The organism is Candidatus Zixiibacteriota bacterium (assembly GCA_040752595.1).
In the GTDB taxonomy this organism is placed as follows: Bacteria; Zixibacteria; MSB-5A5; order WJJR01; family WJJR01; genus JACQFV01.
The window spans coordinates 415,170-431,213 of sequence record JBFMGX010000004.1 but is presented as its reverse complement, the minus strand read 5'-3'; the positions used below and the strand labels follow the sequence as shown (position 1 = coordinate 431,213).

The 16,044-nt window shown below is 63.3% G+C and carries 13 protein-coding genes; 3 read left to right on the top strand and 10 right to left on the bottom strand.

Annotated elements, in window-relative coordinates:
- Nucleotides 1–109 precede the first annotated feature (109 nt).
- The 5 genes from AB1792_02030 to AB1792_02010 form a co-directional block, all read right to left on the bottom strand.
- Nucleotides 110–1,417 carry an ATP-binding protein gene (locus AB1792_02030; protein ID MEW5700996.1) on the bottom strand — a complete coding sequence of 436 codons (1,308 nt, stop codon included), beginning with the start codon at nt 1,415–1,417 and terminating at the stop codon, nt 110–112.
- Nucleotides 1,418–1,588: 171 nt separating this feature from the next.
- A complete protein-coding gene (locus tag AB1792_02025) occupies nt 1,589–2,113 on the bottom strand; it encodes a response regulator (protein ID MEW5700995.1) in 525 nt (174 codons plus the stop codon).
- Nucleotides 2,110–2,538, bottom strand: coding sequence for a response regulator (locus tag AB1792_02020; protein ID MEW5700994.1), 429 nt, complete (start codon nt 2,536–2,538; stop codon nt 2,110–2,112). Before AB1792_02020 ends, AB1792_02025 begins: the two co-directional genes overlap by 4 nt.
- Nucleotides 2,539–2,547: 9 nt before the next feature.
- Complete coding sequence (locus tag AB1792_02015) at nt 2,548–2,934, bottom strand: STAS domain-containing protein (protein MEW5700993.1); 387 nt, start codon at nt 2,932–2,934, stop codon at nt 2,548–2,550.
- 187 nt (nt 2,935–3,121) lie between these two features.
- Nucleotides 3,122–4,213, bottom strand: coding sequence for an AI-2E family transporter (locus AB1792_02010; protein ID MEW5700992.1), 1,092 nt, complete (start codon nt 4,211–4,213; stop codon nt 3,122–3,124).
- Nucleotides 4,214–4,444: 231 nt separating this feature from the next.
- Between AB1792_02010 and AB1792_02005 the strand changes: the two genes are divergently transcribed.
- A complete protein-coding gene (locus tag AB1792_02005; GenBank protein ID MEW5700991.1) occupies nt 4,445–4,963 on the top strand; it encodes a methylated-DNA--[protein]-cysteine S-methyltransferase in 519 nt (172 codons plus the stop codon).
- A gap of 30 nt (nt 4,964–4,993) precedes the next feature.
- On the opposite strand, the gene AB1792_02000 is transcribed toward AB1792_02005, so the two are convergent.
- From AB1792_02000 to AB1792_01980, 5 genes are all read right to left on the bottom strand, one after another.
- A complete protein-coding gene (locus tag AB1792_02000; GenBank protein ID MEW5700990.1) occupies nt 4,994–6,910 on the bottom strand; it encodes a bifunctional homocysteine S-methyltransferase/methylenetetrahydrofolate reductase in 1,917 nt (638 codons plus the stop codon).
- Nucleotides 6,911–7,146: 236 nt separating this feature from the next.
- A complete protein-coding gene (locus AB1792_01995; GenBank protein ID MEW5700989.1) occupies nt 7,147–8,109 on the bottom strand; it encodes a methionine synthase in 963 nt (320 codons plus the stop codon).
- A 279-nt stretch (nt 8,110–8,388) separates the two neighbouring features.
- Nucleotides 8,389–9,393: a hypothetical protein gene (locus tag AB1792_01990; protein MEW5700988.1), complete on the bottom strand. Its 1,005-nt coding sequence runs from the start codon at nt 9,391–9,393 to the stop codon at nt 8,389–8,391.
- Between the two features lie 203 nt (nt 9,394–9,596).
- Nucleotides 9,597–10,817, bottom strand: a complete 1,221-nt coding sequence (gene aroC / locus AB1792_01985) for a chorismate synthase (GenBank protein ID MEW5700987.1) — start codon at nt 10,815–10,817, stop codon at nt 9,597–9,599.
- A 169-nt stretch (nt 10,818–10,986) separates the two neighbouring features.
- Entirely contained in the window at nt 10,987–13,032 is a 2,046-nt protein-coding gene (locus tag AB1792_01980; protein MEW5700986.1) for an ATP-binding protein, read from the bottom strand.
- Nucleotides 13,033–13,195: 163 nt separating this feature from the next.
- On the opposite strand from AB1792_01980, the gene AB1792_01975 reads away from it, so the two are divergent.
- Complete coding sequence (locus tag AB1792_01975) at nt 13,196–15,247, top strand: DUF2723 domain-containing protein (GenBank protein ID MEW5700985.1); 2,052 nt, start codon at nt 13,196–13,198, stop codon at nt 15,245–15,247.
- A gap of 58 nt (nt 15,248–15,305) precedes the next feature.
- Complete coding sequence (locus tag AB1792_01970) at nt 15,306–15,851, top strand: hypothetical protein (GenBank protein MEW5700984.1); 546 nt, start codon at nt 15,306–15,308, stop codon at nt 15,849–15,851.
- The last annotated feature ends 193 nt before the right edge of the window (nt 15,852–16,044 follow it).

Here is a 16,044-nt window from a genome sequence, read left to right as displayed (position 1 = left end):
TTGTGGCACCGGGTGCCCACAGCCGGCGCTGCGGTCGGGTGTGGGCACCCGACCGCACAACCGCGGAGGCTATGAAACGGATTCGTTTCATGTTACGAACGCTCAGAGCTCAACGCCGGTCGACTGCCGCGATTCCCTGGACCGGCGGCAACTCAATGTCCACCTCCGCCCCGCCGCCCTCACGGTTTTGCAGCGAGATGCGCCCTCCATGCGCTTCCACGAGCTTCCGGGCTGCCGCCAGCCCCAGCCCCGTCCCCTTCTCGCGCGTGGTCACGAAGGGCATGAACGCCCGTTCCAGTATGTGCGGCTCAATCCCGCACCCGCGGTCCGCCACACGCACGCATACGCCGCCGTCCTCGCGCGGCGACGCGCTGACCTCGATGGCACTGTCTCCGTCGGCCGCCTGCTCGGCATTCTCTAGGACATTCCAGATCGCCTGGCGCAGACTGAGCGCATCGGCCCGTCCAGGAGGCAGCCGCTCCGGCCAGCGGCGAACGAAGCGTATCGTCCGGCCGCGCTGACGGGCATTCTCCTCATACTGCCCCACGGCGGATTCCAGAAACCGCGGCCATTCGATTGTCTTCAACGCCAACTTCGGATCGCGGGCGAATTCCAACAATCGTTGTACGAGCTGACTCAGTTGCCGCGCGCCGGTCACAATCTTCTGTGCCATGTCCTGCTGTTCGCTGTCCTCCGGAACATGCCGGGCCAAGAGTTCGGCGAATCCCAGCATCCCGCCCAGCGGGTTGCGGATCTCATGGGCCACGGTGGCCGCCATCTCGCCCAGCGAAGCGAGCGCCCGCAGGCGGATGACTTCGGCATGCATCGATTCGAAGACGGATTGATCGGTGAAGACTTCCAGAGCGCCGTGCGTTTCACCCATACCGTCACCATCGACCAGCGGCACAGTGGAGACGGAGAGAACGAGCGGCGCCTGCCCCGGACGGGGAACTTCGCGCCGCCACTGTGTGACCGGAGCATGCCCCGCCGCACATCCCGCCGCCGTGGCACCGCCATCGGCTCGTCCGGGCCAGACGTCCTCGTAGCGCCGGTTCAGAACTTCATCCACCGTGACATTGAGGAGCATCGCGGCGGTCCGATTGACGAGCCGGATCACCCCGTCCTTGTCGACCGCGATGATCCCGGCGGGAACTTCGCCGAGGACGCGATCGAGGTAGGCCGCCAGTCGGCGATTCGCCGCCAGCGCGGACTCGAGTTGTACATTGATCTCCGACAACCGGGCATTGAGCGCCGCGTGTTCCTGCTCCAGGGCCGTGTATTCGGCCTGGAGCTGGTCGATCGTGCGCCCGAAGGCATCGACCGAACGTGTCAAGCCGACCAGGGAATCCTCCGGCATCGTGCCGGTCGCCGGGCCCTGATCGTTCGATTGGACGCGCTCGCTCCTCTTGGTCTTCATCGCGGCCAATATACCGGCGCTCTCCGGGGGCGCAACATCAAACCACGGGACTCACACGGTCGGCATCGCGCCTGGGGGCGAGGCGTTGCCGGGCCCTTGGGCGACCCAACGGGTCGCCCCTACAGTCGGTTGGATAGATAAGATGATGTCATGAAGAGATCGCTTGCTGCTTCACGGCGCGATGTCATGCCACAGTTGCCCGCTCACCGTAGCGGTGACGGCCGGAGTGACGCTGTGCCCGGGTCGCGCACGGTACTCCCGTAGCTCGGACTCGACATGACTGAGGCGCTGGCGCAGATCCTCGATTTCACGAGACAGCGTCTGTTCACGCACCGCCCGGTCGATCAGTTCCTTCAGTTCCTGCAGCTTGAAGGGCTTGATGATGTAGTCGTACGCCCCCTTGCGGATCGCCTCAATCGAGGAATCGATCGTCGGGTATCCGGTCATCACAACCACGGGGAGCGAGGGATCGATCTGCCGTACTTCGGTCAGCACTTCAATCCCTCCCTTGCCGGGCATCTTGAGATCGACCAGGGCGACATCGAAGCGCTGGCGACGACAGGCGTCGATCCCGGCCTGGCCATCGACGACCGTGACAACGGAGAACTCCATCTTCGTGAAATAGTCCTGCAATAAGTCGCGAACGAACTGCTCGTCGTCGACAACGAGCACGCGTGTGGCGGTCGCCGGAGTCATGTCGTGGCATCTCCCGGGGATGGCTCAGGGTGGTGGGCGGTGTGGCGGGATACGGCGGCCTCCACGGCCCGGCTCATCTGCTTCAGATTGAACGGCTTCACGAAATAGTCGTCGGCCCTCTGCCGGAGTGCTTCGACGGCGGAATCAAACGAGGGGTATCCCGTCATGATAATGATCGGTACCTCGCGGTCGCGTTCCCGCAGACGTGCCGCCAGTTCAAGGCCGTCCATGTCGGGCATCTTCAAATCGAGGATCACGGTGTCGAAGTGCCCCGTCTCCCACTGCGACAGGGCCCGCTGGCCGCTCTCGGCGACGGCGATTTCGTAGTCCTGGCCCTTGAAGAAATCATAGAGCAGATCGCGAATCAGAAGTTCGTCATCGACGATCAGGAGTCGCGGACGATGAGACGGTACGTTCCCGATCATGATTCACCGCTACCCGCGGGCCGTCCGGGCCCGAGGCAAACCGCCGGTCGGAGTCGCCGTCGAGGCGAACGATGCGACCGCTTCGTCCTGTGTCTCGTACGTGTCGAGTATCTGCTTCAGTCCCGTGAGGGCGAAGATCTCATCCGCGTACGGTGTCAAGTGACACAACACCAGACGCCCGCCGGAGAGGCGGACATCCTTCAATGCCGAAAGGAGTGCTCCCAGACCCGAGCTGTTGATGAAATCCACCTTCTCAAGGTTCAACACCAGCGCGGAACGATGATCGGACAGCCGTTGACGAATCGCGTCCTTCAGTGTGCTGGAGCTGACCAGATCAAGGCGTCCGACGACGCGCAGAACATCCACGTGCTGGTGTGATTCGACGCGCAACTCCATCTCGACCTCCCCACGAAGCGTCGCTTCCAACCGGATGCGCAGCTTCCCCGGCCGTCGTGCGGCACACGCGTTCCGCCAGACACGAATGCCAACCGGGGATGGCGGATTTCGGGGTATCACCCCGGCCCGCCATACTGCCACTGTACTGTTATCGGTCAGTTGGAGTCGAACTGAAGGAGTGTCATCTTCAAGACGGGTCGGAGGTTGCGACGGGCTCTCTCAGGGTTATGCGATACAGATTCAGTAGCGCCACGAACACCGCCGCAATCACCGGGCCGAGGACGACGCCGAGAAGACCGAAGGCCGCCACGCCGCCGGCAATGGCGAAGAATAGAAGCAGCGGATGCATCGCGGTCCGCCCCGAGATGATCATCGGCTTCAGGAAGTTGTCGATCTGGGACACGACTAACGTGCCCACCACCAGAAGGATGATCGCCTTGATGTGCGCCCCGGCGAGGAACAGAATGACCGCCGCCGGCGCGTAGATGACGAATGCGCCGAGGAGCGGTATCAATGTGAAGAACCCCATGACCGCGCCCCAGAAGATCGGCGACGGCAGTCCCAGAATCCAAAAGAGGCACCCGCCCAGTGCGCCTTGGATTCCCGAGACCAGAAGCCCGCCGTAGATCGTGGCACGCACGACCTCCGTGACGTGTTCGAGAATCCCGGCGGCGCGTATCTCCCCGAGCGGGATCGAAGTCCGGACTCGCTCCACCAGCGCCGGTCCATCCTTGAACAAGTAGTACATGGTCAAAAGCATCAGCAGAAACTGGAAGATCGCCCGTCCCACATTGGCGATCGCCGCGGTCGTGTGATTGACGGCGAATGTGCTCACGGCCCCCAAGATTCCCAGGATGGTGTCCTGGAGATTCCAACGGGACAGATCAACGACCCCTTCCAAACGCGCTGACCAGCCGCGAATCAAAGGATCGATGCGTGCCGAGAGCTCCGCCACAGCGGCTGCACCCCACCCCTGCTGCAGATGCTGATACAGACCGACGGCCTCATCAACCAATGTGGCCACCAGATACGCCGACGGCAACAGGATCAGGAGCGCCGAGGCCGTGGTGCTGATCGCCGCCGCCAGACCGCGACGCCGAATCTTGCCCGCCAGCCAGGCATGCAACGGATAGACGCTGATGACCAGGACCGAACCCCAGGCAATCGGCACCAGAAACGGCGCAATGATCCGGTAGAACAAGTAGACGATTCCGACCACAAAGGCCAAAAGCGCCACTCCGAACACCGTCTCGCGTTTGATCAGCTCACCCTTTGCCACAGGACCTCTTCCCTGTCGGAACGCTGGGGCCAAGGTATCGCAACACGGCATCCAGACCAATAGCATTGATGCGTAGGGGCGTGATTCATCACGCCCGAAGGGAGGGCGCCATGAATGGCGCCCCTACGGAGAACGGGCACGGTACGCCTTGCCCCATGGGATGCCGCAAAAAGTGATGGCATCTGCATATTCCGTCGTGCATAGGTCCCTCGGGGCAAGGGGAGGCGACCGATGAAGACCATGACTCCGGTGTACTATGGCCACTTTCGGGCCGCGGCATTCGGCGATGTGTGGTATGCGGTGAGCAAACGGGGACTGTGGCGGGTCGATTTTGGGCGGACACGGGAGCGATTCCTCAAGGACCTTACGGCCGACGGCGTGGATGCGATTGCCGATGACCGACAGACCGCGAAGATCGGACGGGCCTTCAAGGAGTACTTTGCTGGGAGGCGTCAGAGGTTCGATCTGCCGATTGATTGGTCGCGTGTCGATGGTTTCTCGCGCAAGGCGCTGCAAGCATGTGCCCGCATCCCTTACGGGAAGACCGTGTCATATGGGGAACTGGCCGAACGCGCCGGGTCGCCCGGTGGTGCGCGTGCGGCCGGTCAGGCGATGTCACGAAACCCGTTTCCCATCGTCGTCCCCTGCCACCGCGTGGTCAGATCCGACGGTTCGATCGGGGGATTCTCCGGTCAGGTGCATCACAAGATTGCCTTGTTGGAGTTGGAAGGTGCCCGGGAGGCGATTTGATCGCGGTGTCAGGAGCACAGGGCTCCTGACCTACGGTTGGAGGCGCTGTGCCAAGATGCTGTCCGGCAGGATCGTATCCGGCTTCTTCTCGATCATTCCTTCAACGACGCGCAGACAGGTCTCATAGCGGCCGAATGAGGGCATCAGATAGGCGCCGGCGATCATTTCCCGGGCCTGCCTCAGAACGTCACGGCAGACTTGTACTCCGATTTCTGCTCCGCCCTCTCCGGCGTCCTTGATGCGTCCCAAGAGGTCCTCGGGGACCGTGATCCCCGGCACTTCATTGTGCAGGAACCAAGCGTGCCGGAACGACATCAACGGCAACAAACCCAGGAAGACCGGAATGCGGAATTCATCGATTGCCTTGATCGCCCTTTCCAGCGGCGCGAGGGAATAGAGCGGCTGCGTGAAGGCGAAATGTGCCCCGGCCTCCACCTTACGCCGGAAACGATCAAGCTCGGTCGGCCAGTCGTCGGCCGCCGGGTTGAGCGCGACGCCGACGGCAAATGTCGTCGGACGTCCGATGGAAACGCCGGCGAGGTCCTTTCCCATGTTGAGCGCGGTGAGAATCCGGGTTAGTCCGATCGAATCGACATCATAGACACCGGTCACATGCGGATAGTCACCCAGCGAGGGCGGGTCGCCGGTGATCGCCAGCACATTGCGTATGCCGAGAGCATGAGCGCCGATCAGGTCGGATTGTATCCCCATCAGATTCCGGTCGCGACAGGTGAAATGCAGGATCGTCTCCAGTCCGACTTCGCGCTCGATCAGCGCCGCGACAGCCAAAGCGCTCATGCGCACACGGGCCATCGGCGAATCGCCAATGTTCACAGCATCGACTCCGGCACCCAGGCAGAGGCGCGCGCCCTCCAGTAACTTGATCGGATTCGTACCCTTCGGCGGATCGAGTTCAACCGACACTTGAAATCGCTTCCCCAGTTTCTGCGCGAAACTGGACCGTGCTGCAGCGGCGGGCTCGCTGGCCAGCGTTTCCGGTTCTGGCGTGGAGACGAAGGTGACAACCGGTTCGGATGAAGCCGTCCGGGCGCGGCCCAACACCTCCCCCATCGCCGCGATATGATCGGGAGACGTGCCACAGCACCCACCGAGAATGCGCACGCCATGGGCCAGAAACGAACCGACCAGACTGGCGAAATACTCCGGCGTGGCCGCGTAAACGAACCGCCCATCGACCAACCGCGGCATCCCCGCATTCGGCATCGCGACCAGCGGCTTTGTCGCCATCGACGCCAGGTGGTGGATGACTTCCAACATCCCCTGCGGCCCGACCGAGCAGTTGGCGCCGATCACGTCGATGGGAAGCGCGTTCAGGAATCCGGCGATCTCCCCGGGAGTTCGACCGGTGGTCGTCAACCCCTCCTCGGTGAAGGTCATTTCCGCGATGATCGGGAGATCGGAGAGGGACCGTACCGCGGCCACCGCTTCGGCCATCTCGGCGGTGTCCGACATCGTCTCGATGATGAACAGATCGACGCCGCCTTCGAGCAGCGCCGCGGCCTGCTCGGCAAAATGCGAACGCGCCATGAGAGCCGGAACCGGTCCCCACGGCGCGAGATTCTTCCCCAAAGGGCCGATCGCGCCGGCTACGAAGGCATCGACACCTTCGATCTCCCGCGCCTCGCGTGCCAGACGGGCACCGTGATAGTTGATGTCCCGGACCTTGTGTTCGAGGCCATGCGCGGCCAGACGCACGCCGTTGCCGCCGAAGGTATTGGTTTCGATCAGGCGTGCTCCGGCCCGCAGATAGTCCTGATGAATGCCGAGGACCAGCGCCCGCGCGGAGAGATTCAGTTCATCGAAACAGCGCTCGAACGATACGCCGCGTCGATAGAGCATCGTCCCCATCCCGCCATCGGCGAGGATCGGTCCGGCCGTGAGACGGTCGAACAGCGGGTGAGCACGGGATCGTGTCTGATCGGGCATGATCAACATTCTGGGCGGGTCTCAGACCCGCCCTCTTGTTTCTTGGCACGGGGCCGGGCCGGTCTCAGACCGGCCCCTACACGCCGATCGTCCCTCCGGGCACGGCACGCCGTGCCGCTACAACCCACGCTTTTGGAATCGAGGACAGGGGGCTTTCAGCCCCCTGCGGTGCGTGCGGGTCGGCTTCCTTCGACTCCGCCCAGGACAAGTCGCTCGCCACAAGCAAAGCACGCACCCTACAATCCCATCTCCTGTTTGATCTCTTTGACCGCTTCGACCATCACCGTCAACTTGTCGATCGCCTCCTGCGGCGTGCGCGTTTTCAGGCCGCAGTCCGGGTCGATCCACACCAGCGCCGGGTCGAAGACGTCGAGGGCACGTCGGATGCCGTCCTTGACCTGCCCCTTGGTCTCGATGACGTGCGAATGGACATCGATAACACCGACCGAGATCCGCTTGGTGAACTTCGGCTTGCGGAAGATGTCGAGGTTGGCGAATTGCGAGTTGGCAAACTCCAGGTCGAGCATGTCGACGGGAAGGTCCAGGATGCGCGGATACATCATCGCGAAATCGCCGTAGCAGATGTGGCTGATCGTCGTCGCCTTCAGTCCCGCCGTGACGACCTCCATGGCCTCGATGGCCAACTCGATTTCATCGGGGCGGGTCGAGATCGCCGGCTCATCGATCTGGATGTAGCGGGCGCCCGCGGCTTCGAGATCATGGGCTTCATCGCGCACGATCTCGGCCAGCGCCAGCACGGCATCGCGCCGTGACGGATAATGTTCATCGAAGGACCAGTCACACATCGTGTACGGTCCGGTCAGCATTCCCTTGACCGGCATGGTGGTCAGGGACTGCACCCAACAGTGCCAGTCTGTGGTCATTGGCCGGGGACGCGACAAGGTCGACTGGATGATCGGCTTGCGATAGTAGCGATTCCCATAGGAGCGCACGAGGCCGGAAATCCCATACCCATCCAGGAGCTCCGCAAAGAACGTCGTCATGTCGCCGCGTTCCATCTCGCCATGCACGAGGATGTCGATCCCGATTCGTTCCTGGATGCGAATCCATTCCTCGGTGGCCCGCCGTTCCACGGTGGTTAACTCGTCCGGCGACACCTTGCCTTGTTGCCGGTCCCGGCGCGCCTTGACCAGGTAGTCCGGCTTGGGGAATGATCCGACGCTGGTGGTTTCCAACATGTTTCTGATCTCCGGGGTCCGGATTCGGGCACGGCGCGCCGTGCCCCTACACCTCATCTCTGTCACCGGCGAAGCGAAAGGTCTCTATGAGATTCCATGGTGAGTCGCCTGCCTATAGAGATGCTTCGCTTCGCCCAGCATGACAGGATTGGGAACAGTGACGTCTCTGTCCCCGGCGTTAGACGTGTGTGCCACTGACCTTGGTCAGTGCGCGCCTAAGCCGCCGCAGATCGCGGACCAAGGCCCGTGGCACGCTCCCTCCGCCCACCGTGTAATCCTTCATGACGCCCCGCAGGCCACGCCGAGGAACTGGCAAACGGCGGCGACCAGACGGCGCATCTTGGCGATCGCGCTCGGATACGGCAGGAACTCCAGCGCCGCCGACGGCGTGATGAAGCAGGCGGGCCAATCGGCCGCACCGGCCGCTGCCAATCGTTCCAGTTGCCTGACGATCTGATCGGCCGTCTCCAGACGAGTGGTGCGGGCATCGACCAAACCGAAGCCCCGACCCATCGTCTTGGGACCGTGGATCAACGCTTCGAAGTTGCCGGGGACCGTGGCACAGTCGGCGCCGATCGCATGAACCGGTAACCGCCAGAGATGGTCGCCGATCCCTTCAATCGGGCAGAAGTAGGTGTGGACGAACACCCGCACGTCCACACCGATAGTGGCGGCGCTGATCGCGGTGACCGCGGCGTCGATTTCGTCCGGGCAGCGTCCCAAGTACGGCTCGTCCAACTGTACCCAATCGGCACCGGCGTCCGCCAAGGCCTCCAATTCGCCGCGCACCAGTGCGGCACAATCGGCATACAGCGCTTCTTCCTTATGGTAGTACTCGTCCACGCAGAACTTCGCCAACGAGAACGGTCCGCAGACGGAGGGAATGACACGGCCGCGACCGGCACTGCTTGCGAAGCGGTAGTCATCGGCAACCGCCGAGCGCACAAAACGGATCGGCCCGGCGATCGTGGGACGGCGATAGTAGACGTTGTTGTCGAAGTACCGAATCAGGCCGCCGATCGTGAACCCCTCGTGCGCCGCGGCGAAAGGAGTCACCGGATCATCCCAGCGAATCCGGCCGTCGGTCAACCAGTCCAGTCCGGCGCGGGCTTGATCGTCCAGCGTTGCCCGGATGGTCGCGCGGACCACATCCTCCAACTCGGCCGCGGTGATGCGCCCCTGGTCAAACCGGTTGCGTGCCAACCGGAGATTCACGCCCGGTGCGCCGCACGCCGGGTCTTCGAATACCTTCGGTTGGTTGCCGACCAGCGTCGTCTGGAACATGTGTCCCCTTCATCATCCTAATAAGCGAACGGATGGTCCCGTGGGAGGGCGATCCACTGCTTCAGCAGGGTCCAAAAACCCCTCACCCTACCCTCTCCCCACCGGGGAGAGGGGAGAAAGCAACCTCTCCCTCCGGGAGAGGTCGATCCGCCGCAGGCGGATCGGGTGAGGGGGTTTTTCTTTCGTTCACTTCGCTGGAAATCCTATAGACCAGTCTCAAACCGCTTCAACCTCCCGATGTACAGCCGGAACCTTTCCCGAATGTCGCCGAGCGTTCCACCGCCAAACATCTCGAGGCAGGCATCGGCCAATGTCAACGCAACCATCGCCTCGCAGACAACGGCGACCGCCGGCACACTGCAGATATCGGAACGCTCCACGAACGCCCGCGATTCCTCCCCCGTGTGAATGTCGACGGACCGCAGGGGATGGTTCAAGGTGGGGATCGGCTTGGCGGCGGCACGGACGACGACGTCGGCGCCATTGGTCACACCGCCTTCGATCCCACCGGCACGATTCGTGGTACGATAGTATCCCCCTGTGCGTGGGTGACCGGAATCACGGTCTCGGAAGATTTCATCGTGAACGTCGGAGCCGCGATGCGCCGCCTGCGCGAACCCCTCGCCGATCTCCACGCCTTTCACCGACGGCACCGACATGACGGCGCCGGCCAACCGGGCATCCAGACGCTTGTCCCACTGTATGTAGTCTCCCAGACCCGGCGGGACTCCCGTGGCGACGATTTCGACGATGCCTCCCACCGTGTCGCCCGATGCGGCCGCCGCACGAATCTCCGACCGCATGGCTTCCGATGTCTCCGGATCGATGCAGCGCACATCCGAGTCGCGCACACGGAGGCGTATCTCATCAACCGTCGGCACAGGCGCAGACAGTGCCGCCGCGCCGATGCGCACCACATGCGCCGCCGTCTCGATGCCCAGCTCGTGAAGGAACATCTTCGCGAGCGCTGCGGCGGCGACGCGCACGGCGGTCTCCCGCGCCGAGGAACGCTCCAAAACATTCCGGAGGTCGGCAAAACCGCGTTTCTGCGCCCCGGCAAGATCGGCATGCCCGGGCCGGGGCACCGTGCGCGGCAGAGTCATTGCCGCTTCACGCTCGCTGGCGGGCTCCGCCCTCTCGGATGTGACCGACATCACCGATTGCCAGTTCTCCCAATCCTTGTTGAAGATTGTGAAGGCGATCGGCGACCCCAGCGTGACGCCATGGCGCACACCGGCGGTGATTTCACAGCGGTCGGACTCCACTTTCATCCGTCCGCCCCGACCGAAACCCTTCTGCCGTTCCGCCAACTCGGCGTCGAGACGTGGGAAGTCGATCTGCATCCCCGCCGGCAGACCCTCGAGGATGCCGGTCAATTGCGGGCCATGGGATTCACCGGCGCTGCGATAGATGAGATGATCCATCAATATGAGTCGCTCGTTCTCTTGTCTGGTGGCGCAGGCACTCCTGCCTGCGCACGATCATGGGCATACCAGCGTGTCTGCCCCACCAATACCTCTTCACGATTTCCCACATCTCCGGGCACGGCCCGCCAGAGGCGGACAAGCACGCCGTGCCCTTACACGTCATATCTCATACGGCGATCAGCGGCAACCGGACAGTAACTCGTGTTCCATTCGCCACCCCGGGCGCCGGTGAAACGATGTCGATTGTCCCGCGGTGGTCCGTTACGATACGGTGCGTGATCGCCAATCCCAGGCCTGTTCCGCCGCTGCGCGTTGTGAACCACGGCTCAAACACACGAGACAGATCCTCAGGCGCGATGCCGCTGCCGTTGTCCTCCACGGTCAGCGCCACACAAGAACGCTCCGGACTCAGTGCCAGGCGGATGCGCCCGTTGCCAGAGCACGCCGCCAAGGCATTGGTCATGACATTCCACACCGCCTTGCGCAATTCATCGGCGACGCCGACGACGACTTGATCGGCGGCGATCTGCGTTTCCAATAATACGTGTGCCGCCTGGGCCTGCAAGGCCGCCATCGCCGCGACGCTCTCGACCAAGGCGGAGAGATCGACCGGTGCCGGAGGTTGAGTCGACGAGCGTGCCAGCGAGAGGAAATCCTCGACGATGGCATTCAGACGTGTCGATTCGTCGCAGATGGTCGTCGCCAAACGCGCCGCTTCGGGATCGCCCACCTCCAGACGGAGCCGTTGCGCGGCCAGGGCGATGGCATTGAGCGGATTGCGAATCTCATGCGCGACCCCGGCAGCGAGGTGTCCCATTTCCGAGAGGCGTTCCGAGCGTCGAACCTGTAGCGCCAGCGCCCGTGCCTCGGTTTCATCACGGATGATGGCCACGGCGCCATCCACGACGCCCTCGGCGGTTGTGATCGGCGTCGTTGTGTAGACCAACTCCCGCGAACCGCCGGGCCGCGCAACACTGAGTTCCTGATTCCGAACCGGTTCCTCCCCGGCTCGCACCTCCTCAAGGTGGAAACCGTCCGTACCCGGAACCTCGCGCACCGGCACGCCCAGCGACTCCGCCGCGGAACGCCCTGTCAGACGCTCTGCCGATGGATTGAACACGGAGACGCGCCCGGCACCGTCGACCGCCACGACCGCCTGATCGATGGCGTCCAGAATCCGGCCGGTCAATGTCTCCACGCGCCGATACGACCGCCCCAAATCGGCCAGCGAACGTCGCGCCAGCAGGATGGCAATCACGGCCGTGGCAAGGAGCAGGAACAGCAATGCCGAGAGCGCCAATTGCAGCGTCAGGCGCCGTTCGGCGGCCTTCACTCCCGACAAACTGATCCCGACACGGAACATCCCCGACGGAAGCTCCGAAGACAAGAACGGCGCGACGGCTTCCAGCACAGGAAGCCCTTCAAAGACCACCTCGCGTGTCGCCGTGGTCTCCGCCTCGACGGCGGCGACGAGGAATGAGTCGGCCGCCAACTTCAAGACGGGCTTCAAGGGACGGGATGCAAATACAATGCCATCAGGGGATTGCAGCATGATGTAGTTGATCCCGGAACGTTGCCCGATCTGCTGAACCAGCTCGCCGATGCCACCCAACGGCGCGCGGGGTGTCTCATCCGTGACGCGCTCCCACAAGGCCAGCGCTCCCCAATCTGTCGCAATCCCCGTTGCCACCCAGCGCACGCCATTCGACGTGTCCTGGCAAGTCAACACGGTCGGCGCCGACCCACTCTCCGTCCAATCGTGACCGGCGACGTCGCTGTCAGCGGCCAGCACCCCGGCGAGTGACGACGGAAACGTCACCATCGCCCTGCGGCCACGCCAGACAGTGATCCCTCCCGATTCCCAACGTCCGGAGAGCTCGGCGAGAATCGCCGTGTCGACACGGGCGGGATCGATCAGATCGGCGATCCGGCGCGCATCGGCGGCCTGCGATTCCCGCTCGAGTTGGTCGACCAGAGATCCGGTCGCAACGGCGTATTGCGACGCCAGCAACAGGGATTGTAGCAGGGCGACGGCATCTCGACGTGTCTCGGACACCAACGCCTGCCGCACGGCGCGAATACCCCACAGCGTCCACAGCGAAAACACGACTCCCAGCACCAGCGAGCTGAGAAGAACCGTGGCGACCAACGGACCCCAGCGGAATCGGGGGCGTCGCTCTATCGTCTTGCCCAGGCGTGTTTCGGCCGTCATCGGTCAGAGGCGTGCGTGCGGAGGTCCGGACCGTCGCCGCTGTTTCCTCAATTCATACTATGCCACGGTACACGAGGCGTCAATCCGAATTGCCCACGGGAGATTGCCGCGCCCGATACCCATCCACTGCAATCAGACACGCATTTGACCGATATATTAGACAATGCACGTACCGGGCGCCGGGTTCGAGCGCCAGCGAGGAGTCGATCTGCATCCGCGATCCTGGTTTGCCCAAACGGCCACGCCGTCCTTCACCGCACCGGGTCTCACGCTGTCCGAGGCGAGAAAGACCACCGAGGAGCGCCTCACGACTGGGTGGCTGTTGGCCACCATCGTCTTCATTCTGACATTGATCCTGTATGTGGCCACGATGTGCCGGACGGTCTTCTGGTGGGATTCCGGCGAATTGGCCGCCAACGCCAAGGTCTTGGGAATTGCCCACCGCCCCGGTTTTCCGCTCTTCATCCTGCTCGGACGGCTCTTTGCCCTGGCGCCGTTCGGCGATCTGTTCTACCGCGTCAATTTCGTCTCGGCCATCACCGCATCGACGGCGTTGGCGATCTTCACCTATGTGTGGCTTGAGTTGGTCGTGCAGATCCTTCGTCCCCGTCGCAATTGGGAAGCGCTAATCGCGGTCGTACTGCCGGTGGCGGCGATCGCCGGCACATACACCCTGTGGATTCAAGCGGTGCGGGCCGAGGTGTATGCGCCCACGCTCCTGGCGGTGGCCCTGCTGTGGGGAACGGCACTCGGGGCGCAGACCGCTGCGCGCAGCGGCCACGGCGAGACCGGCCGCTGGCTCTGTCTGGCCGGATTCCTGGCTGGATTGGGATTCGGCCTGCACAATGCAACCTTCCTCTCGGTCTGGCCGGCCTTCCTGTTGTTCTTTGTGATCTTGAGCCGCCGCTACGCTGTCGGACTCAGGACTTGGTTGGCCCCCGGGCTTCTGCTCCTCGTCGGCGTCACCGTCTACCTGTACCTCCCGGTCCGCGCCGGCCAGAATCCGCCCTTGAACTGGGGTTGGACCACGACGGCCCTCTCCCCCGGCTGGGGCACGGTGGTAGCCAAGGACGCCATCGGCGGCGTGCTCACGACCGGGGTCGGGACATTGGTCAAGCGCGCCTCCCAAGCCGGGATGATTCTCTTTGATCAACTCCATTGGGGATTGGTGATCCTGGCGGCATGGGGGATTGTCTGCTGGTGGCGGCGTTCCCGGTCATGGACACTGCTGGCACTCGGGGTATTCGCCGGCAATCTCGTCGTCACGGCCCTCTTGGTCAATGATCCGAGTGACACGAACGCCGACGTTCACGGTTACCTGCTCCCCGCGCTTTCGTGCGTGGCATTCTTCGCCGTCGGTGGACTCATCGGTCTCGCCGGCGCCCTGACGGGGCTGCGGCATCGCATCCCGACTCCATCGCTCCGGCGCATTCTGACTGTCTCAATCGTCGGCACCATTGGCCTTCTGGCCATTGCCCCCCTGGTGATTAATGCCCCGTACTGCAATCTCGTGTCGCATCGGCTCGCCTACGATTTCGGCACCGAAGCAACCGCCGATCTGCGCCCCGGGGCGGTCGTGTTCGTAGCAGCGACCGATCTCGACTTCGTTTTGCGGGGACTGCAATACTGCGACGGCTGGCGGCAGGACCTGCGCATTCTGAACCGGGATCTGCTCCCGGCGGCATGGTACCGACAGTGGGTCTTCGACAGTTACCCGGAGTTGGCGGATTTCCCGATTCCGCATGATTCGGTCCGTTTGAACCTCGGGCTGTGGGCGGCCAACCTGGCCCGCGCCGGCTTTCCGGTCTATTGGGAATTCACCGAGACAAGCATGGAAGTGCTGCCGAATCTGACCCCGGCCGGGCACCTGTTTGCCCTGTCTCCTGAACCTGTCCCCTATCTGGAGCCGCGCCAGATTCGGGCGCAGGAAGAATTCGAGCGGCAATCGCGATTCTATGGTTCACCGCGGCGGATCCTCTACGACTACGACGCGCAGCGGGTCTATGTCGCCACGCTCTACCGTGCCGGCATGTACTACGAGACGCGAGGGCTCTATGACCGCGCGCGTGAGTTGTTCCAGCGCGCCTTGTCGGTCTTCCGCGGCGATTCGCAGGCGCGCAAGCGCGCCGCCGGTCGGGCCTTGGGGATGGCAGATTCCCTGACGATTCCACTGTCGGCGACGCCGCGCCTTGACTCAACCGCTTCGCCGCAATAAACTGAGTCGCCGGGAACCGATCCGTGTATCACGGTTGGCAATGAACGGTGAGACGATCATGAACACGCAGCTTCGGGCGACGCTAACGGCCATGCTCTTGGCCACCGCGCCACTCGGGGCCGCGGTGGCCGCGACGCCGGCGGCGACACCCACTGTCACGCGGATCACGCTGCAATCCGAACGGGTCGATTCGCTGCACTGGGAAGTGCTTGTCTCGTTGGACAACACCCAGCATCTGGCGGCCATGACTCTCCCGTTCCGCTGGGGCCGCAACTCACCGTTCGGGATCGATTCCGCCAACTACTACGGGTTGCGGACCGAGTACTTCGCGCTGAAGACGTTCTATCCCGACTCGGCGGAGCGGAATATCCTGATCGGGCTGATCTCCGACCTCGGAAGCGGCCTACCGCCGTTGGAGCCCGGTAGCGGTCCGATTGCCCGGCTGTTCTTCACGTCACGCACGCCGACCTCGCGCCCGCTCGTCCTGGACACGACCTTCATCGCCCCGCACAACACGCTCCAGGTGGTCACGCCCGATGTGCGCGCCATCACGCCGCAATTCGATCCCGGGAGACGCGACAGTAGCAGACCGTCCCCCCGGTAATTGTCGACCCCGGTTGACAGAATGTCGCAGTGAATCAAATCGGCGCTTGTCAAAGGGCGCAATTGTCTTATTTTGTTTGGCGGCCGCATGTTCCGCGCCTGGGAATGCGGCGGTCCCGCCTGCGGATGTACACCAAGATGTCCTGCTTACACCTTGGTCCCGGCACCGTGGCACTGGCAGTGAAGTGACGATA